The organism is Mesorhizobium silamurunense (genome assembly GCF_014843905.1).
Taxonomy (GTDB): domain Bacteria; phylum Pseudomonadota; class Alphaproteobacteria; order Rhizobiales; family Rhizobiaceae; genus Mesorhizobium; species Mesorhizobium silamurunense.
The window spans coordinates 126250-145083 of sequence record NZ_LPVS01000069.1; the positions used below are offsets into that span (position 1 = coordinate 126250).

An 18834-nucleotide genomic window follows, 5' to 3' on the forward strand; every position below is an offset into this window, starting at 1 on the left:
CGGGCGAAAAATCCGGCATGAAGATTCCGAAATCCAATCTGCTCGATCCGGAGGCAAACAAGGCCTATGGCGCCTTTGCCGTCATGGTTTCCGTCTTTGCCTTTGCCTATTCCAGCAGTTTCGGCCAGGTCCTGATCCTTGCCTATTACGCGGTCTGGCTGCCGCTGCTCTTTGTCGACTACAGGCGCTTCACCTGGAACCTCTCGAGCGCCTGGTTGCCGGTACTCTTCGCGACCTATGTCTGCCTGTCGGTCTTCTGGTCGCAGGCTGCCGGCACTAGCGCGCGTGCGGCGGTGCAATATTCCTCGCACATCGTCTGTGCCTATATCGCGGCCCGCACGATCAGCGTCCGGACGCTGGTGCTGGGCTCGTTGATCGGCATCTTCGTCGTCCTGCTCTATTCACTGAAAGTCAACGCTTACGCGCTCGACACGATCGACGGCACCTTCAATTTCGTCGGCGCTTTCGCCTCCAAGAACCAGGTCGGTTTCTTCTCGTCGCTCGGCATCTTCTTGTCCATCGTCTTCCTCATGTTCTACCGGCGCAACTGGCTGAGCTTCTTCTGGACCGCACCTATCATCCTGATGTCGGCATACATGCTGGTGATCGCCCACTCGGCGACATCCGTCGCCTCGCTGCCGGCAGTGCTCGGCATCGTTATCTTGCTCACCATGAGCAGGGTCCTGTCGCGCCGTTACCGCCGTGTGCTGTTCGTGGTCGGCGGCGGCGCGCTGGTGGCCGGCGTGGTGGCCGCGCTGAACCTTGGCCTGCTGGACTTCGTGCTCGGCATCTTCGGCAAGGATTCGACGCTCACCGGCCGCACCTACCTCTGGCAGCAGGGTTGGGAGGCGGCGCAGTTGCATCCGTTGCTCGGCTACGGCTATGCCGCCTACTGGGTGCAAGGCTTCGCCGATCCGGAACGGTTGTGGGCGGAGTTCTACATCACGACCCGTACCGGCTTCCACTTCCACAACACCTATATCGAAACCCTGGTCGAGATCGGCTTCGTCGGCGTCACCATGCTGGCGCTGATCATCCTGCGCGCCTTCTATGGCCATATATCGAAGGTGGTATTCGGCGCCTGGAACGCCGATTCGGTGGTGCTCGCCGGCGCTGTCGGGCTGATGCTGATCCGTTCCTTCTTCGAGGTCGAGATCCTCGGCCCTTACTTCATGGCCTCCTTCGTCGTCTACTACGGCCTGTTCAAGCTGAGCCCGATGCCGGCCGCCCGGCGACGGCGGGTTGCCATCCCGGTCCAGGATGAAAAGCCGGCCGCCGGCCACATGCCCGCCCCGGTCTGACCGACTGCAACTGGGAAAAGTGGCGGGGCGGGTTCCGTCGGGAAAAGCTGAACCGCTCCAAGGTCTGTTGAGATTCAGGTCAGGCCGAGCCGGAGTCGAAGACGGGCGCGAAGCGACCAAAATGATGGCTTCCGAGAACCGGAGCGGAGCGTACTTGAGGTCCGTGAGCACCGGCCTACGCCGACCGCAGCCTTAATTGCCACGCCACTCTCATGTCATGGATGCTTCGGCCGGCGAAGGCCGGAAGCGCAGGAAGCCGCCGTTCGCAGGCCGGCATCGCCTGATTCTCAACAGACCTTAATGCATGTTGCCCAAAAGTGCGCAGCGGTTTTGGGAGAACGACATACATAAAGACAAAGATCTAAAACGCGTCGCCTGAATCCGCTTCAGCGCGACGCGCTTTACGCCACGGCCCGCGAGCGCTGCATCTGCCGCTGCAGGAAGCGGCGCACCGGCTCGTCATAGATGCGGGTGGCTATATCGGCGATGACGATGACCGCAGCGGCCATCAGGAAGCCGAACCAGGGATGGTGCGCGAACGGGTCGACCGAGACCGCCTTGCCGGCGCCGGCGATGATCATCAGCATCGGCGTGTGGATGATGTAGATCGGGTAGGAAATCCGCCCCAGCCAGCCATAGAACCCCGCCAGTCGCGGAGCGGTCGGCGCCACGGCGCCGGTCACCACCATGATCGGGAAGACGATGGCGACAGAGGCGAGGTCATAGGCGACGCGCCCGGCAGCGCCCGCAGGCGCGATGGCAAAGACGATCAGCGTGAGCAGGATCGCGGCCTCGACCCACCAGCCCCGCCGCAGGAAACCGAGGCCGTCCTGATAGCGCGCCATCGACCGGCAGAGCAGCACGCCCAGGAAGAAGGAGAACGACACGCGCGGCAGCCCGCTGACGATGGTCTTGCCGGTCATGCCGAAATCGAGCGTGCCGACGACCACAGAGGCGACGATCAGCAGCACGAGGCTGACGGCGATCAGCGCTGTCAGCACGCGCCGTGACAGCAGGAAGAAGACGGCGACATAGGCGACGTTGACGATAAGCTCGAAGAACAGCGACCACGAAGCGGGATTAAGCGGAAAGATCGTATGGTAGGCCTCGCCGACCAGCGGAATGAAGAACATGCCGGTCGTCAGCTGCATGCCGATCTCGGATATTGGTATGTATTCGGCCGGCATCAGCCTGTTCTTGACCAGTAGGTAGAAGAAGCCGAGCAGCGTGCCGGCGAGATAGAGCGGATAAAGCCGGATCAGGCGGATGGCCACGAATGTGCCGAAGCCCATGCCGTTCTCGATCTTGCGGTCATAAGCGTGGGCGATGACGAAGCCGCTGAGCAGGAAGAACAGGTCGACCGCGAGATAGCTCGAAGGCAGCACCTTGCCGTCGGCCAGGAACGGCGAGAAGTGATAGAGCATCACGCTGATCGCGGCCACGCCGCGAATGGCGTCGAGATTGAGGTAGACGTGACGCGGGGCGGCGGGCTGCATTCTGTGCCTTCAAGCGGTCCAAACAGATCGCTCGCCCGCACCTTGGCGCGAACGAGCCTGCCATGTTCCTCCCGCCTCCGTGACACAGGCCTCGCTCAGCAAGGCCTGTGCGGTGGCGCTATTGGCTGGCCGTCGGCGCCAGCTTGACCTTGATCACGTCGCCCGGCAGCACCGGCGTGTCTTCCTTGGCCTGGACCTCGCTGGTCTTGCCGTCGGCAACGCGCAGCAGCGAGTAGAGCAGGGTCGGTTCCTCGCTGCCGGTGATGGAAGCCATCGTCGCGGGATCCGACGCCTGGGCGATCAGCCCTTTCTGCATGGCCGTCCTCAGCGTCGCCTCGTTGAGGTCCGCTTCGGCCTGCTGCCGGCTGGCGGCCAGGTTGGAGTTAAGCGTGTTGCGGGCGTCGATGGCGTCCTGCTCAGCCTTGCTGATCGACTGCTTGGCGGTGAGGATGGCTGTTTCATAGTCTAGGATCTTGCCCTGCAGGTCGGCCACCGACTGTTTCGAATCAAGCAGGCGCGCATTGGCGACCAGGCCCTTCTGCGCCAGCGGACCGATGCTGGTGAGCTGCTGCTGCGCCAGATCCACCTGCTGCTGCTGGTTGGCGATCTTCTTCTCCAGCGATTCGATTTCGCCCTGCAGGACACCCTTCAGGTCGTCGAGCGCGTCCAGCTTCAGCTTCAGCGCCTTCTGGTCGGCCGTGAGGATCTGCATTTCGTCAGAGGCTATCGCCTGCACGCGCGGGTCGCCCTCCACCTCCTTCGGCACGTCGAAGCTCTCCTTGCCGGCGAGCTCAGCATCGATGCGGGCACGCTTGACGAGCAGCCGCAGCCGCTGGTCGTCATAGATGTCGAAACTACCCTTGGCGGTGACGAGGTCCTTGCCGAGCTGAGGGCCGTAGTCGGCGCTGCGCCGGATGCCGCCGGCGATGCTCACCGCCTTCAGCACCGTCAGGTCGGGCACATAGGGAAACTGGCCGGGGTTCTGCACTTCGCCCGAAATGTAGAATGGCCGGAACTGCGCCATTTCGACCGAGGCTTCGGGTTTGTCGGGCAGCGCCAGCTTGCGCTGCAGCGCCAGCCCGATCGCCGCCGCGATCTCCGACGTCGTCTTGCCGGCAGCCTGCATCTCGCCGACGAACGGCACCGAGAGCGTACCGGCAGGGCCGACCGAATAGTCGCCATTGATGGCCGACCAGTCGCGGAACGTGCCGTCGACCGTCTGCCACTCGGCGACACGGATGTTGAGCTTGTCCTGGGGACCGAGACGATAGTCTTCGGCCGTCGCCATCTGCGGCGTCGCAAGACACATCACAAGCGCCACGGCCGCAAAGCGGCTGGGCGCCTTGGAAAGGAGTCCGAAGGGGTGTTTTCTCAAATGAACGTTTCCGATCCGCGTTGGCCCCATCCGCCCGATGAGATCACTGCCGGACGCCTGCCCCGGGTTTGGCGGGGCAGGTCCGTCGGTCAATAGCTGCCGCGCGACATCCACACGGCAGGCACGGTCTTCACGATGATGCGAATGTCCTCGACCATCGACCAGTTCTCGACATAATGGCGATCGAAAGCGACGCGCGTGTCGTAGGACACGTCGTTGCGTCCGCTCACCTGCCACAGCCCCGTGAGGCCGGGGCGCGACTTCAAATAGTAGACGGCGGCGCTGCCGTAGATTTCAAGCTCGTCGCGCACGACCGGGCGCGGCCCGACCAGGCTCATATCGCCCTGCAGGATGTTGATGATCTGCGGCAGCTCGTCAAGGCTGAGCTTCCGCAACACCTGGCCGACACGCGTCACGCGCGGGTCGTTCTTCAGCTTGCGCGTCGCCGCCCATTCGGCAGCAGCGTCCGGATTGGCGGCCAGATGCGCGTGGAGCACCTTCTCGCCATCCTGAACCATGGTGCGGAACTTGAGGCAGGCGAAGATCCTGCCGCCGCGACCGATTCGCTTGTGGCCGTAGAAGATCGGACCGCGGTCGGAAAGCTTGACCAGCAGGGCGACCATCAGGAAGAGCGGGCTGAGCAGAACCAGGCCCGTCAGGGAACCGACGATATCGAAACTGCGTTTGAGCAGACCGCCGATGGGGGGTGGAAAATCAATGCCAGCCTGCGAAAAACCCGCATTGGCCGACTTGGCGACGTCCCTCATGCAAAAGCTCCATACGTTGAACGGATGGTTTACGGCACGATATCAAAAAAATGCTGCAGCGCAACACACAATTTCCCATCTGGATGAAATGTTCACGTCATGAATTGATTAAATAATAAACGTACCCTGCTCATAATTTGGCCTTTGTGGCATGTTTATGACGAGATGAGAGAAAATCGAGGAAATGTAGTGCGCCATTTGGGCCGTTTTTGGACAACGCATTCTTTGCTGCAGACGATTGGCGGTTGCATGGCGGCCGAATCACTCGCGTGGGTAAGTTCCTAGCGTAAAATACTAATTAATATTTTGAGTTTTACTGTAGTAGGTTTAGCGATCTTGAATGTATGGCGGTGCCCGAGTGTGCGTCGCAGCATGGTAGAGTCGATCCCGCAAAACCATTGGAAATCTCCTGCGCCTGGCCTTGCTGCGAAGGTCTCGCCTTAATAGAGTCGCAAACTGTTTCTGTCATAGTCTGGATGGGTCAGAAAGGCCGGAAGCAACCGGCCGAATTGGGCAGCCAGAAATAGCTCTTTGGCGGAACGGGGAGTTGCGCGGGTGGGTAAGTCAGTGCTTTTGCGCGCTCGTGCCGGTTGACGGGACGACGAGCATGTCTTTGCCAAAATTCATCGTCGGGATGATATTCGCACTCGCGATCGTGGTCGGCTGGTCTTACTTCGACGGCGCGTCGCTTGGCACCATCATCATGCGTGCCGTCATTTGCGCCGTCATTATTCAGCTGGGTTATTTCCTTCTGGTCTTCGCCATGGTTGCCAGGAACAGGCCGATGCCCGCCGACAGGGCGCGAGAGGCCGACCGCGGCATCAAGGTGGCCGAGGGCGAAAAGCTAACCGCCAGGCGCGGCAGCGTCCGCTGATTGTTCAGTCGGCACCGGGAGCGGCGCCTTGTCGGCCAGCGTTGCGGGTTCCGGCCCGGCCCCTTCGCCGGAGAGCATCCTGGCTAGCCGGCTGCCCGGCTTTGCCTTCAGCCGCTGATATTGCCCGACCTCGACGATACGCCCGTTCTCGATGGCCACGACCCAGTCGGCGAAAGCGATCATCGATGGCCGGTGCGCGATGGTGAGGATGGTCATCTGGCCCCGCAGTTCCTCGATCGATTGGGCGATCAGCGACTGATTCTGCCAGTCGAGCGCGCTCGTCGCCTCGTCGAGGATGAGCAGCGAGGGCTTGCGCAACAGCGCCCGTGCCAGCGCGATGCGCTGACGTTCGCCGCCCGAGAGCCTGACACCGCGGTCGCCCACCACCGTTTCCAGCCGCCGGTCGAGCCGCTCGACGAAGTCGGCCGCATGCGCCTTGCGCAGCGCCGCCCAAAGCTTCTCGTCGCCGGCCTGCGGCGCCGCCAGGCGCAGATTGGCGGCGATCGTGTCATGCAGCAGGAACACGTCCTGCGGCACATAGGCCACCTGGCTGCGCCAGGCCCTGCGATTTTGCACGGTGATCTCGACACCGTCCGCCAGGATAGTGCCATGGGTTGGCTCGAGCAGCCCAAGCAGCATGTCGGCGATCGTGCTCTTGCCCGAGCCGGACGGACCGATCAGCGCCGTCACCTTGCCGGCGGGAAGGCCGAAGGTGATGTCGCTGACCACCGGCTTACCGTCGCCATAGGCAAGCGAGACGTCGCGGATGTTGAGGCCGCTGTCGAGCGACAGCCTTGCGTTCTGCGCGCCATCGCCCGGCTCCATCTCGCGCTCGGCGTCGAAACGTGCCTGCAAGGCCTGCATGGCGGTGTAGGCCGGCAGGTTGATCAGCATTTGCTGTGCCTGCACCTGCATATCCATGAAGCGCGGCGCGACCCGCATGAAGACCAGAAGCAGCACGACGATTTCCGCAAGCGACAGGTGGAAGCGCACCAGCGCGACGTAGATGAACAGGCTGAGCCCGATGACGCTCGCCACCTGGAACAGCGCGGTGCCGACGGTGCTGTTGCGGACATAGGCTACGTTGTCCGCTTTCATCTTTTCGAGCGTCGCGCGGAGCTGCGCGAAATAGCTGGCCTCCACGTTCAGGCTCTTGGCCACCTTGATGCCGCCAAGGAACTCCGAGACCGTGCGGTACTGCTCCTGGCGGCTGCCGGTCAGAACGCGGCCATAGGCGGTGGCGCGCGCACGGAAGGGCTGCAGCGCAACGAACAGGATCACGCCGATGAGGATGGCGAAGGACGTCATCACCGGCGAGATGAACAGCGACACCACGAGATAGCCGGCAAGCAGCAGCGCCGTCTGGGCGAGCATCAGCAGCGAGAAGGCGGCCGCCTGAACGCGATCGATGTCGCCGGTCAGCGCATGATCGAGATCGGAGCTGCGCATGCGGGTGAAGACGCCCCAGCGCGCCTTGCCGATGCTCTCGAACAGGTTCATGCGCACGCGGTTGACGAAGTCGTAGAGCAGCCGCGCCATGTAGAGCGACTTGAAGCGGTTGAACATCGCCTGCAGCGCGACCAGGGCGACGAGCAGGCAGAGCACCGTCGCAAGTGATAGTGTCCCATCGGGCTCCAGCCAGCGCAAAGCGTTCGGCACCCGGACGGCGAAATCCTGGTCGGCATTGCCGATCAGATGCAAGAGCGGGATCAAAAGCAGGATCGAGAGGCCTTCGGTCAGGCTTCCGAGGATCAGGAATGCTAGCGCCGTCAGCGTGCGCTGCCCGCCTATATGCGCCATCATGCCGCCGAAGCCGGCAACATCCCGCAAAAGCGACAGGCGAAGTTTTGAGGACCAGGCCATGCCTCTGCTCACCTTGCCTGTGCGCCGGCCGCCGGATCGCGCTCGATCAGGGCGACGGCTTCATCGATCCGCTCCAGACCTGCCGGCACGTCGAGCCGGCTGACGCCGATCCGGGCGGCAAGCTGCGCGCATTGAGCGAGATGCGTGGACGCGAAATCGCCGACCAGCGCCTGCCGGCCGAACCGGGTGACGTAGGAGAACTTGATGGTCGCTGCCAACGCGCCGGCGCCCGGCAGCGGCGTGATCGCCGCCTGCTCGCCGCGCTCCAGCACATAGATCCGGGCCGCCGGCACGGCTTCGCCGGAAAATCCTTTTTGCAGGCGATGCTGCGCTTTCTCGATCTGCGGATGCACCTGCGGCCGCACCTCCGCTTGTCCGATCCGGATGACGTCGGCGGCATCCGCGGCAAGCTTGAGCTGCGGAAAACCGGGCAGGATCATCGGCCGTGAAGGATCGGACAGGTCCAGCGCCACGACATCGTCGGTAAGCAGAAGGTGACCGGCGCGGATCATCGCGCCCGCCGTGGTCGACTTGCCGGCGCCCTTGTCGCCCATGAAGATCACGCCTTGCCCGTCCACGGCGATCGCGCTGGCGTGCAGGACAAGCAGACGGCGCTGATGCAGGGTGAGCGCCAGCACCGGACCCAGAAGCGGAAAGGCCAGCAGCGGATCGTCGATACCCGGCGCCGGATCGACATCGATCCTGGAAGCATCGCTGATCAGAAAGGTGCCGACGGCTTGCCAGGACAGGTATTGGCGCGTCGGCTCGAAACGAAAGGCCGTGGCGTTCGGCGATGCGGCCTCCGGAAAATCGATCGGCCCAACAGCGATCTCGATGTCCGATGTTGCCGGCGCGGTCGGTTCCAGCTCCGGCAAAATCACTTCGGACCCGATCGTCAGGCCGTACGCCTTATAGAAGCGCCGGGCACGTCCCTTTCGAATGGCCGCTTCGACGGCGGAGCCAGGCCTCGTGGCAAGAGAAGCGACCGGAGGGTTCATGCAGGGCTTCCATCCCGTTGGACCTGCCGCAGCCACAGCGACAGCGAGGCCGACCGCCAGATATGCTGGACATCGGGCAGCGTCGCCTGCTCGGGCCGCCGCAGCATGCGGGCATAGACGGCGTTCACTTCGGGCAGATTGACATAGGGGGCGATCAAGTCGCTGTCCGACACCAGTAGCCTGTCCAGGAGATCGCGATGGTTGACGATCATGCCTTTGACCAGGCTGGCGGTAAAATCGATCTTGTCACGCCGCCACTGCACCGCCGGTGGCAGCACGCCTTCCATCGCCCGGCGCAGCACATGGCGGCCGAAGCCGTTGTGCAGTTTTTCCGCGCCCGGCAATGCCAGGCAGAACTCGACCAGCGGTTTGTCCCAGAATGGATAGCGTGGCTCGATGCCGAAATTGGCGGCGGCCTTGTCGAGGACCTCGAAGGCGTGCGGCACCAGGCCGGTGGACAGAAGCCAGCGATGCGTCAGCGCTTCGCTGGTACTGACATTGGCGGGCATGTAGCCGGCGCGATGGAAACGCTCGGCGAGGTCGGTGCGCCTGGCAAGCTCCGGATTGACCAGTCCCGCCCAGGCGGCGCGCGGCGCGTGCAGTGGTCTGCGCCGCAGCTTGCCGAGGAAGCGTTTGGCCATCGCTCTCATCCTGGCAACCCGCCAAGCCGGCCCGTAGGCGGCGAGGAACTTGAAATACAGAGATAGCATCCCCTCGCCATAGGTCTTGGCGGCGCCGTGCAACTCGCGCCACAGGTCTAGCCACCTGCCGCCATGGGCGAGTTCATGTAGGTGCCCATAGCCTTGCGATACGACCTCGTCGCCGCCATGGCCGTCGAGAAGCACCTTGACGCCCTTGACGCTCGCGGTGCGATAGATGCTGCGGGTCAAGGACAGGCCGGGCGCCAGGAAAGTCCCTTCCTGTTCCTCCAGAATGCGCTCAAACTCGGCGAAGGGCGCATAGTCGCCGACGGCAATCAGTGTGCCGTCGAGCTGATATCGGTCAAGCACCGCATCGATGAAGGGCTGCTCGTCCATCGACGAACCTTTCTCGAAGACCAGCGAGAAGGTTTTGAGCTTCGGCTTCTGAGCCGCCGCTGCTTGAAGTCCGGCCACGCAGGCGATCGAGGACGAATCGAGGCCACCGCTCAGCATTGCGCCGACGGATGGCGTGCCGCGCATCCGGTTCTGCACCGACTGGGAAAAAAGATGCCTGAATTCCTCGGCCGCATCCGAGCGCAGCGGCTTTGCCGAAGGCTCGATCTGCCAGTAGCGACGAAGCGTCACCTGGCTGCCCGTCACCGTCAGGGTGTGGCGGGCCGGCAGGCGGAAGATTTCGGCATAATGGGTTGACTGCGGATCGTCCGGCAGGCCGGCGAGGAAGCCGGAAATCTGATGCTCGCTGAGATTCCTGCCGACGCCATCCAGGGTAAGCAGAGGGCCGATCTCGGAGGCGAACGCGAAGCGCCTGGCGGTCGAGTGATAATAGAACGGCTTGACGCCGAAATGGTCGCGCACGCAAAACAGCGCCCGGCGCTCGGCATCCCAGATCGCGAAGGCGAAATCGCCTTGCAGATAGGTCGGACAGGCCTCGCCCCATTTGAGATAGGCGCGCATCAGGAGCATCGCGTCGGCGACTGGCCGGTCGCGTATGCCGAGCCGCGCCAGAAGCTCGTCGCGGTTGTCCAGCCGGCAATCGGCCGTGATGGCGAGCTTGCCTCCGGCCATGGTCAGGGGGCCGGGGCCGTCCTCGCCCGTGGTGTCGAGCCAGGCATGGCCAAGCGCCGCACTTCTGTCCGTCCACCACGAGCTGCCGTCGCGCGCCCGGTGGCGCATGCGCGCCAGCATCTGCTGGATGTCGGCTGCCGCGGCGGGCCTGCCGTCCTGTCTGAGCAGAATTCCGGCGACGCCGCTCATGGGCCTATTGCCCGTGATCGACGAGATGGGCGAAGCCATCGATCGAGCCGCCAAGCACGATGTGGTTGCCGCTGACCAGCCACGCATGCGCCTTGAGCTCGACGCCGGTGTCGCGCTCGATGCCGATGCGGATCTTGGAAGCATTGCCCTGGCGGGCAAGCAGATATTGTCCGGCGAGCGCCTGGGTGAGGCAGCTGGCGCCGGGCACGAACCGTGCAGCGGCGGCAACGCCCCATGCGACGCGCCGCAGATCGGCGATACCGGCGTCATTCCTTGCCTCCAGCCGGTTCACCAGAATGCGCACGCGGTTATAGGAGGAGAGTGTCAGCCCCAGCCGCACGGCGCTGACCACCGCCAGACAGTGCGCCAGAAACAGCATCTCCGGGCCGCTCAGCGAGAGGACCCTAGGCCAGTTCCTCATGGTGGAGCCTCGCAAGCCCGGCTTCGAGCAGCCCCTTGAGCAAGCCTTCGACATCGGCCTTGCAACGTTCGGCATCGACGTCATAGCGCGCGAGCACCGCGCTTTTTATGTCGACGATCGGTCGCGGTTCCTGGATCAGCTCCCAGATGTAGGCGCCGACGCCGTTCAGGCTGTAGTAGATGTTGGATTTGAGATGGAGCAGCGCCAGTCCGTTGCCGAATTCGCAAGCCACCGCATCGCCGGTCGCGACCACGCGGTCATGGTCCGATGGGTTCCAGTGCATCCTAAAACCTCATTGTTTGAACGCCATGCGTGACCTGGATCGGGATCGGTTGCCTGCGATCGCCCGGCCAGGAAGCCGGGGGATACGAGCCCCCGGCCCACTGTTCAAAAGAGAACGCCCGGAGCCACAACTGCGACAACCCCAGGCGCCTGCAAGCTCAGGAGAAGGTGAGCTCACCGACCGGCGTGTGCGCGGGAAATGCCGCGTCCAGCGCCGTCGTGCCGGAGGCACCCTGCGTGATCGTTTCGATCGAACCATGAACCGTCAGGCTGGGGGTCTCGTACTCTTGCTTTTCAACATTCTGTTCCATTCTACTCTCCAACTGAGGACTGGAAGCGGCGTCAGAATGCCGCCAGCATACTGCTATGCTGCGTTGCAATTGCTGCACGGCAACATTTATGAGTCAAGCGTGATTTACCTTGCATTAATCAATTCTTGGTTGCGCCGGCATCCGCCGATGATGGAGCGGCAGACATTCCCATTTTAGGCGGATGTCATCCGGTAGCTAGGCGGCGCATCTTTGCCGTTTAAGTAAGCGTATGATTTATTTGCAATAACTTCATAAGCTCAAATACCTGTCTCACGACCGCGGGGAGAATGCTGCAGAAAGTATCGATTGCCGGCTTACGTCACCGCAGTCGGATCTGTCTTCAAAAGTGATCGGCGAGATGGCGAATATGAACGCTAAGGTTGCAGGGGCGAGGCCGCTTCGGAAGGCGCTGGATGGCTGCCCTGATTTTTGGCGATGCTTTTCTTCGCAGTTGCGGTATAAACGCCGCCGCGGGCGGTTTTGCGGAGAAACGACAACGGGGCATGGCCGTGCAGGACGCTTCTTACGACAGGCTGCGTGCGGCCGGCTGCGCCGACGAAGTCGCCTATGTACAGGCCTGTCTGCGGCTGTTCTTCAACCCGGCTGCGGGAGCCGTCGATCATGGCCGCATGCCGGTTCCGGCAATCTCGGTGGCCAACGTCGCCGACATCGCGAGGTTGAACAAGGTCGCTGTCTTTTTGCTCAAGGCTCTGGCGCGGGCGGCGACCGGCGCGGCGCCTCCCGAACTGCTCGCATGGCTCGAAGCTTATCGCCGGCGCACTCTGTCGATGAACGCCGCCTGCATCGGCGATTCGATCGCCATCCATCAGGTGCTGCGTGACAGGCAGGTAGACTTCGTCTTCCTGAAGGGGCCGCTGCAGCAGCAATTGCTCTATGGCGATCATTTCATGAAGCCGTCCGGCGACGTCGACATCCTGGTTTCGCCGTCCGGTTTCTCGGCAGCTCGCGAGGCCCTCCGCTCGGCCGGCTATGAGGTCGCGGGCAAGTCCCGTTCGGTCTGGTGGGTGCGTTTCCTCGGCGAGCAGCACATGGTCCGCGACGACGGCGTGCGGGCCGCCACGGTCGATCTCCATTATCGGCTGCAGCAGCCGGGTTCGCCAAGTCCGCGCGATATCGACTGCTTCCTGCGCCGCAAGCGCGAGGTCAAGGTGGCCGGCGCCGCCATGCCGCTGATTTCGGCATCCGACACGTTGCTTTTGTCCTGCATCAGCGTCGCCAAGGCCTTCTTCAATCGCGAGCCTTGCGCCGGCTATGTCTGCGACGTCAGAGCCGCGGCCAGCCGGCTGAACGAAGCCGAGCAGCAGAAAGTGCTCGACCATGCCGCCGAGCAGGGCCTCGCCGACACGCTGCTGCTCGGTCTGCGCGCGGCCGATGTCCTGCTGGGCGGTACCGCCACGCTGCTTTCGGATCGCGCCACACGGATCCTGGCGCGCATCGACAATGCCGACCTTTTCCACATGGTGATCGCGCCCTGGCTGTCGTCGCTGTGCTGGCCGCAGCGGCGCACAGTGCTGTGGGAGCTCTGCGGCCGCGAGCCCGTGCGCTATCTGGCCGAGGCCGGCTGGGCGGCCTCCGCCGATCTCAGCCGGCGCATCTTCGAGCGGCCGGCCACCACGCCGGCGCGGGGCAACGGATGAAGACCGGTTTTGCATTCATGGGCGGGCTGTCACTCACGCAATCGAAAGGTGAATCATGCCCGTGACGACCCCCAGGGTCTGCGTCATCATCGCCGCCCGCAACGCGGCGCGGACCATACCGGTCGCCATCGCTTCGGCTCTGCGCGAGGCGGAGGTGGCGGAGGTCGTCGTGGTCGACGACGCCTCCACCGACGACACGCAGTATGTGGCGCGGGCCGCCGATGACGGCAGCGGCCGGCTCAAGGTGATGCGTCTCGATGTCAATCGTGGTCCGTCCTTTGCCCGCAACGCCGCCATCCAGGCCTCTGTTTCGCCTTTCATCAGCATCCTCGACGCCGACGATTTCTTCCTCGAAGGTCGTTTCCGCCGGCTGTTTGACGGCGCCGACTGGGATTTCGCGGCCGACAACATCATGCTGATCAGGGATGATGCCGCGGCCGATCCCACCAAGGTCTCGGCTCCGTCCTTTGCGCCCGAACCGCAATTTCTCGATTTCGAGCGTTTCATCGACGGCAACATTTCCCGCCGCCGCGTCCAGCGCGGCGAACTGGGCTTCCTCAAGCCGGTGATCAGCCGGGCATTCCTCGAGCACCACGGGTTGAGCTATGACGAAAACCTGCGGCTCGGCGAGGATTACGAGCTCTATGCGCGCGCGGTCGCCTGCGGAGCGCGTTTCAAAATCATCAAGTCCTGCGGCTACGGCGCGATCGTTCGTGCCGATTCGCTGAGCGGCCGCCACCGGACGCAGGATCTGAAACGGCTTGCCGATGCCGACCTGGCGCTGCTGGCGCTGGGCAACCTGCCGGAGGGTTCGAAGGCCGCATTGCGGCGCCATGAGCGCCATGTGCGCGACAAATACCGGCTGCGCAATTTCCTCGACGTGAAGGCGGAGCGTGGCCTGGCGTCGGCCGCGGCCTATGCCTTCGCCAGCCAGTCCAACCTGATCCCGATCATTCGCGGCGTGGCCGCCGACAAGCTGGACGCTCTCTTCCGTCGCGCAGGCATTGCTGCAAAGCAGCAGGTGCCGCCGATGCGCTTCCTGATGCAGGCAACAAGTGCCGCAAAGGAATGATCGGACAAAGGCGCCAGCTGTTCCCAAAAAAATCCGCTTTCCGAAACTATGAGGTTGCCTAGTTACTCCGAGAATGGCACTCTATGTTGCGGTGCAGCAATTTCGAAAGACCGATCGAATGGCTTCGATTTTCGGCTTCAGATCCAGGGACCCGGCCCGTGACCGGCAGACTGATCTCCAGCGGCTCGACCGTCTGGCGAAGCTGTTCGACCAGATCAGCGCCGAGATCGAAGCGGAAAAGACCGGGCTGGAGAACCGCTATCGGTCGACGGCGACCAACGCGGCTTTCCTGGTCGAGGCAATGGAGAACGGCTCCGCGTCGACGGATAAATCGTCGGACGTCAGCGCGATGACCGGCGCGATCCTGAATTACGAGCGGCGCATTGCCGAGCTCACGCGCCAGAAAGGTCTGATGAAGGAACTGCGTCATTCACTCGACGCGATTGTCGACGACAGTGCCGGGCAACCCGGTTCGCAGCCCGGACAGGCAAGGTCTGCGGGAAGAGGCTGACAGCGCATCCAGGCGGCGTCATCGGTACAAGACACTGGGTCATCGGACACTGGGTCATCGGTAGAAGACATTAGAGAGGAGTCCAAAAGGGCGGAGGATCAGAAGCGGCTCTCTGGAGGCGGGCCAGGAATGACTTTGGGTTGGGGCGGACAGCACAAAGGTAAGATGTCATGAACGCATATCCGAACGACACCTCCACCGTGGCTGCTTCCAGCATGCCGCGCGCGCATACGAATAGGTCAACGAGCCTGCACCTCTGCCTCGCGGGCGCGTTGCTTGCGGCTGCGGCCGCTATTGTGGCCCCACCGCATCCGGCGCATGCCGAGGAGATGCAGAGCGCGCCGTCCTTCGTCGACAATTTTTCGAATTTCGACCGTTCGCGCTGGTTCGTCTCCGACGGCTGGAACAACGGCAATCATCAGAACTGCACATGGTCGAAGGACCTTGTCCGGCTTTCCGACGGCGTGCTCTCGCTGAGCTTTGAAAAACGCAAGCTGAAGGATCGCGAGTTCGCCTGCGCCGAGGTCCAGACCAAGCAGCGCTATGGTTACGGCGTCTATGAGGCGCGGATGAAGACGGATACCGGATCCGGCCTCAACGCCGCCTTTTTCACCTATATCGGGCCGCAGGACAAAAAGCCCTGGGACGAGATCGACTTCGAGATCCTCACCAAGGACCCGACCAAAGTCCAGGTGAACAGCTACATCCAGGGCAAGCCGAAGAACGGCAAGCTGGTCGATGTCGAAGGCGGCGCCGACAAGGGCTTCAACGATTACGGCTTCGTCTGGGAAAAGGACCGGCTGCGCTGGTATGTCAACGGCAAGCTGGTCAACGAGGTGACCAATCCGGACGAATTGCCGACCAATCCGCAAAAGATATTTTTCAGCCTGTGGGGCAGCGACAAGCTGACCAACTGGATGGGCGCCTTCGCCGATCCCGGCCGCAAGGTAACGATGCAGGTCAAGCGCATCGCCTTCACCGCTTTGGGCCAGCCATGTCAGTTCCCGGAATCGCTGGCATGCAGCATAAGTAACAGCAACTAGGCATGATCCCCAAACCGGGAACCGGTTTTGGGATAAGATCATGCGGAACATCTGGGCCCACGAAGGGCCTGGGGGACATCTGAACCGGCCGGGCCGCCTTGCGGCCCGGCCTTGAACAGGAATAGAACCGAATGAACTTGACGGTGTTTGGAATTGGCTATGTCGGTCTCGTCCAGGCCGCGGTGCTCGCGGAGGTTGGGCACGAAGTGGTGTGCGTCGACATCGATGAAGCGAAGGTGGAGCGGCTCAATCAGGGCTTCATCCCGATTTTCGAACCCGGGCTGGAAGCTCTCGTCAAGGAGAACCACGCCGCCGGCCGCATCCGCTTCACCACCGATGCGGCCGCGGCGGTCAAGCATGGCCAGATCCAGATGATCGCGGTCGGCACGCCGCCCGGCGAGGACGGCTCGGCCGACCTGAAATATGTGCTTGCCGTCGCCGAAGCCATCGGCCGCGAGATGGACGCGCCCAAGATCATCGTCGGCAAATCGACCGTGCCCGTCGGCACCTGCGAGAAGATCAAGGCCAAGGTCGCCGAAACGCTGAAGAAGCGTGGCCGCGAGGACCTGGCCTTCGACGTCGCCTCGAACCCGGAATTCCTCAAGGAAGGCTCGGCCGTTGCCGACTGCATGAAACCGGACCGCATCATCGTCGGCACGTCCAGCGAGGACACCGAGGCGGTGATGCGCGAGCTCTACGCGCCGTTCAACCGCAACCACGAGAAGATGATCGTGATGGATGTGCGCAGCGCCGAGTTCACCAAATATGCGGCCAACTGCATGCTGGCGACCAAGATCAGCTTCATGAACGAGATGGCCAATCTCGCCGAGCAATTGGGCGCCGACATCGAGGAGGTGCGCAAGGGCATCGGCAGCGATCCGCGCATCGGCTACCACTTCATCTATCCGGGCCTCGGCTATGGCGGCTCGTGCTTTCCCAAGGACGTCCGCGCGCTGATCAAGACCGCCGAGGGCGTCAAGTTCGACGCCAAGCTGCTGCGCGCCGTCGAGGAGCGCAACAACGCGCAGAAATCGGTGCTGTTCGACAAGGTCGACCGCTATTTCCAGGGCGCTCTCAAGGGCAGGACCTTTGCGGTGTGGGGACTGGCCTTCAAACCGAACACCGACGACATGCGCGAGGCCCCGTCGCGCACGCTGATGGAGGCGTTGTGGGCAGCGGGCGCCAAGGTGCAGGCTTATGATCCCGAGGCCATGCAGGAATGCCAGGCCATTTACGGCCTGCGCGAGGACCTTCTGCTGTGTGGCACCAAGGAAGCAGCGCTGCGCGGCGCCGACGCGCTCTTGATCTGCACCGAATGGAAGAGTTTTAGGGCGCCCTCCTTCGATGCGCTCAAGGACGCGCTGACGACGCCGGTCATCTTCGACGGCCGCAATCTCTACGATCCGAAGGTCATCGCGCGCTATGGCATCGAATACCATTCGATCGGCAGGATGGCGGCATGACGGTGGTGCGCGTCTCGGGAAGGGGTTCGATCCGATGGTGATGGATGTTCAGCCCGAACAAATCGCCAGCGAGCATTTCGATCTCGTCGTCATCGGCTCCGGTTTCGGTTCAGCCTTTTTCCTGCATGAGTTCCTGAAGCGGCGCAAAGCCCGCGCCCTGGTGCTGGAATGGGGCCGCCACAACACGCATGAATGGCAGCTCAACCAGAACGCCAACACGGACATAGACGACGAAAGCACCTACAAGACCGACAATGCCGACAAGCCGTGGAACTACACGATCGGCCTCGGCGGCGGCACCAACTGCTGGTTCGCGCAGACGCCGCGCTTCCACCCCAACGACTTCAGGCTGAAGAGCACCTACGGCGTCGGCAACGACTGGCCGATCAGCTATGACGAGCTGGAGCCGTTTTACTGCGATGCCGAGGAGGTCATGTCGATCTCCGGCGATCCCGACATGGCCCGCATGCTGCCGCGCTCGCGGCCGTTCCCGCAGCCGCCGCACCGCATGTCGACGCCGGACCGGATGATGAAGGCGGCGCAGCCCGAGCAGCATTTCGTCATGCCGACCGCCCGTGCCCGCGTGGCGACGGCGCAGCGCACCTCATGCTGCGCCAACCTCAGATGCTGGCTGTGCCCGGTCGATGCCAAGTTCACCGCCAACAACGGTTTGATGCACGTCTTCCAGCACCCCGACGTGTCGGTATGCCTGGGCGCCGAGGTGCGCCGGCTCGACCATTCAGGCGGCGCGGTGCGTTCGGTTACCTTCGTGCGCAACGGCAAGGACTATTCGGTCAGCGGCGATCTCGTCATCCTCGGCGCCAATGCCATCCAGAGCCCGGCCATCATGCTGCGCTCCGGGCTCGGCGGCGAGTTCGTCGGGCTCGGCCTGCACGAATCCTATGGCTGGAACTACGAGGTCTATCTCGACGGCGTCGACAATTTCGACGGCAGCACCATCACCACCGGCTTGAATTTCGGCCTCTATGACGGCCCGCATCGCGCCGAGCACGCGGCGGCGCTGGTCTATTTCGAAAACCGCTGGCAGCATGGCATGCGCGCCGACAAGGGGCGGCTGCGGCAAGTGCTGCCGCTGGTCATCGTCACCGAAAATCTGCTCGACCCGGAAAATCGGGTGGTCCTCGACAAGGACGAGAACGCTTTCGTCAGCTTCAAGGGCGCGTCCGACTATGCAACCAAGGGCATGGCCAAGGCGCTCGAGAGGCTGCCGTCGCTGCTCAAGCCGCTGCCGGTCGAGCAGATCTTCGATCGCGGCATCAGGCCGACCGAATCGCATGTGCAGGGCACCTTGCGGATGGGCACGGGCCCGGCCGACTCGGTGGTCGACCGCGACATGATCCACCACCAGCTCCGGAACCTCGTCGTCGTCGGCACCAGCACCTATCCGAGCTGTTCCTGCGCCAACCCAAGCCTGACCGCCGCCGCGCTTTCGTTGCGGGCGGCGAGCCGGCTGGCATGAAGG

General features: G+C 63.1%; 17 protein-coding genes. 8 read left to right on the forward strand and 9 right to left on the reverse strand.

Annotation, left to right across the window (positions count from 1 at the left end):
- The first annotated feature begins 17 nt into the window (after positions 1-17).
- Positions 18-1301, forward strand: a complete 1284-nt coding sequence (locus AU465_RS19005; RefSeq protein WP_192251114.1) for an O-antigen ligase family protein — start codon at positions 18-20, stop codon at positions 1299-1301.
- Between the two features lie 401 nt (positions 1302-1702).
- Here AU465_RS19005 and AU465_RS19010 read toward each other — a convergent pair whose 3' ends face one another.
- The 3 genes from AU465_RS19010 to AU465_RS19020 all read right to left on the reverse strand — a co-directional run bounded on the left by AU465_RS19010 (position 1703) and on the right by AU465_RS19020 (position 4939).
- Positions 1703-2797: an acyltransferase family protein gene (locus AU465_RS19010; protein WP_192251116.1), complete on the reverse strand. Its 1095-nt coding sequence runs from the start codon at positions 2795-2797 to the stop codon at positions 1703-1705.
- Between the two features lie 118 nt (positions 2798-2915).
- Positions 2916-4106: a polysaccharide biosynthesis/export family protein gene (locus tag AU465_RS19015; protein ID WP_192251261.1), complete on the reverse strand. Its 1191-nt coding sequence runs from the start codon at positions 4104-4106 to the stop codon at positions 2916-2918.
- 155 nt (positions 4107-4261) lie between these two features.
- Positions 4262-4939 carry a sugar transferase gene (locus tag AU465_RS19020; RefSeq protein WP_192251118.1) on the reverse strand — a complete coding sequence of 226 codons (678 nt, stop codon included), beginning with the start codon at positions 4937-4939 and terminating at the stop codon, positions 4262-4264.
- A 607-nt stretch (positions 4940-5546) separates the two neighbouring features.
- On the opposite strand from AU465_RS19020, the gene AU465_RS19025 reads away from it, so the two are divergent.
- On the forward strand, positions 5547-5813 hold the full coding sequence (locus AU465_RS19025; RefSeq protein WP_192251120.1) for an exopolysaccharide production repressor protein: 267 nt from the start codon (positions 5547-5549) through the stop codon (positions 5811-5813).
- Here AU465_RS19025 and AU465_RS19030 read toward each other — a convergent pair.
- The 6 genes from AU465_RS19030 to AU465_RS19055 form a co-directional block, all read right to left on the reverse strand.
- Positions 5784-7676, reverse strand: coding sequence for an ABC transporter ATP-binding protein (locus AU465_RS19030; protein ID WP_192251122.1), 1893 nt, complete (start codon positions 7674-7676; stop codon positions 5784-5786). The genes AU465_RS19025 and AU465_RS19030 overlap by 30 nt on opposite strands.
- Positions 7677-7684: 8 nt before the next feature.
- The gene (locus AU465_RS19035; protein ID WP_192251124.1) at positions 7685-8674 is read right to left on the reverse strand and encodes an HPr kinase/phosphorylase; all 990 of its coding nucleotides are present in this window, start codon (positions 8672-8674) and stop codon (positions 7685-7687) included.
- On the reverse strand, positions 8671-10590 hold the full coding sequence (locus AU465_RS19040; protein ID WP_192251126.1) for a lasso peptide isopeptide bond-forming cyclase: 1920 nt from the start codon (positions 10588-10590) through the stop codon (positions 8671-8673). Before AU465_RS19040 ends, AU465_RS19035 begins: the two co-directional genes overlap by 4 nt.
- A 4-nt stretch (positions 10591-10594) precedes the next feature.
- The gene (locus tag AU465_RS19045; RefSeq protein ID WP_246506244.1) at positions 10595-11011 is read right to left on the reverse strand and encodes a lasso peptide biosynthesis B2 protein; all 417 of its coding nucleotides are present in this window, start codon (positions 11009-11011) and stop codon (positions 10595-10597) included.
- Positions 10995-11294, reverse strand: coding sequence for a PqqD family protein (locus tag AU465_RS19050; RefSeq protein ID WP_192251130.1), 300 nt, complete (start codon positions 11292-11294; stop codon positions 10995-10997). The genes AU465_RS19045 and AU465_RS19050 overlap by 17 nt, the downstream gene beginning before the upstream one ends.
- Positions 11295-11451: 157 nt before the next feature.
- On the reverse strand, positions 11452-11604 hold the full coding sequence (locus AU465_RS19055) for a lasso peptide (RefSeq protein ID WP_082953851.1): 153 nt from the start codon (positions 11602-11604) through the stop codon (positions 11452-11454).
- Positions 11605-12107: 503 nt separating this feature from the next.
- Between AU465_RS19055 and AU465_RS19060 the strand changes: the two genes are divergently transcribed.
- From AU465_RS19060 to AU465_RS19085, 6 genes are all read left to right on the forward strand, one after another.
- Positions 12108-13262 carry a nucleotidyltransferase family protein gene (locus AU465_RS19060; RefSeq protein ID WP_192251133.1) on the forward strand — a complete coding sequence of 385 codons (1155 nt, stop codon included), beginning with the start codon at positions 12108-12110 and terminating at the stop codon, positions 13260-13262.
- Positions 13263-13317: 55 nt separating this feature from the next.
- Positions 13318-14334, forward strand: coding sequence for a glycosyltransferase family 2 protein (locus AU465_RS19065; RefSeq protein WP_192251136.1), 1017 nt, complete (start codon positions 13318-13320; stop codon positions 14332-14334).
- A gap of 118 nt (positions 14335-14452) precedes the next feature.
- On the forward strand, positions 14453-14845 hold the full coding sequence (locus tag AU465_RS19070) for a hypothetical protein (RefSeq protein WP_192251139.1): 393 nt from the start codon (positions 14453-14455) through the stop codon (positions 14843-14845).
- 170 nt (positions 14846-15015) lie between these two features.
- Positions 15016-15888 (forward strand): endo-1,3-1,4-beta-glycanase ExoK, encoded by an 873-nt coding sequence (exoK, locus tag AU465_RS19075; protein WP_192251142.1) that lies wholly within the window; start codon positions 15016-15018, stop codon positions 15886-15888.
- Positions 15889-16019: 131 nt separating this feature from the next.
- Positions 16020-17351, forward strand: coding sequence for a UDP-glucose dehydrogenase family protein (locus AU465_RS19080; protein WP_192251145.1), 1332 nt, complete (start codon positions 16020-16022; stop codon positions 17349-17351).
- Between the two features lie 34 nt (positions 17352-17385).
- Positions 17386-18831 (forward strand): GMC oxidoreductase, encoded by a 1446-nt coding sequence (locus tag AU465_RS19085; RefSeq protein ID WP_192251148.1) that lies wholly within the window; start codon positions 17386-17388, stop codon positions 18829-18831.
- The last annotated feature ends 3 nt before the right edge of the window (positions 18832-18834 follow it).

Coding starts and splice junctions, on each gene's coding strand:
- AU465_RS19005 (WP_192251114.1), top strand. CDS start 18: ATGAAGATTCCGAAATCCAATCTGCTCGATCCGGAGGCAAACAAGGCC.
- AU465_RS19010 (WP_192251116.1), bottom strand. CDS start 2,797: ATGCAGCCCGCCGCCCCGCGTCACGTCTACCTCAATCTCGACGCCATT.
- AU465_RS19015 (WP_192251261.1), bottom strand. CDS start 4,106: ATGTGTCTTGCGACGCCGCAGATGGCGACGGCCGAAGACTATCGTCTC.
- AU465_RS19020 (WP_192251118.1), bottom strand. CDS start 4,939: ATGAGGGACGTCGCCAAGTCGGCCAATGCGGGTTTTTCGCAGGCTGGC.
- AU465_RS19025 (WP_192251120.1), top strand. CDS start 5,547: ATGTCTTTGCCAAAATTCATCGTCGGGATGATATTCGCACTCGCGATC.
- AU465_RS19030 (WP_192251122.1), bottom strand. CDS start 7,676: ATGGCCTGGTCCTCAAAACTTCGCCTGTCGCTTTTGCGGGATGTTGCC.
- AU465_RS19035 (WP_192251124.1), bottom strand. CDS start 8,674: ATGAACCCTCCGGTCGCTTCTCTTGCCACGAGGCCTGGCTCCGCCGTC.
- AU465_RS19040 (WP_192251126.1), bottom strand. CDS start 10,590: ATGAGCGGCGTCGCCGGAATTCTGCTCAGACAGGACGGCAGGCCCGCC.
- AU465_RS19045 (WP_246506244.1), bottom strand. CDS start 11,011: ATGAGGAACTGGCCTAGGGTCCTCTCGCTGAGCGGCCCGGAGATGCTG.
- AU465_RS19050 (WP_192251130.1), bottom strand. CDS start 11,294: ATGCACTGGAACCCATCGGACCATGACCGCGTGGTCGCGACCGGCGAT.
- AU465_RS19055 (WP_082953851.1), bottom strand. CDS start 11,604: ATGGAACAGAATGTTGAAAAGCAAGAGTACGAGACCCCCAGCCTGACG.
- AU465_RS19060 (WP_192251133.1), top strand. CDS start 12,108: ATGGCCGTGCAGGACGCTTCTTACGACAGGCTGCGTGCGGCCGGCTGC.
- AU465_RS19065 (WP_192251136.1), top strand. CDS start 13,318: ATGCCCGTGACGACCCCCAGGGTCTGCGTCATCATCGCCGCCCGCAAC.
- AU465_RS19070 (WP_192251139.1), top strand. CDS start 14,453: ATGGCTTCGATTTTCGGCTTCAGATCCAGGGACCCGGCCCGTGACCGG.
- exoK (WP_192251142.1), top strand. CDS start 15,016: ATGAACGCATATCCGAACGACACCTCCACCGTGGCTGCTTCCAGCATG.
- AU465_RS19080 (WP_192251145.1), top strand. CDS start 16,020: ATGAACTTGACGGTGTTTGGAATTGGCTATGTCGGTCTCGTCCAGGCC.
- AU465_RS19085 (WP_192251148.1), top strand. CDS start 17,386: ATGGTGATGGATGTTCAGCCCGAACAAATCGCCAGCGAGCATTTCGAT.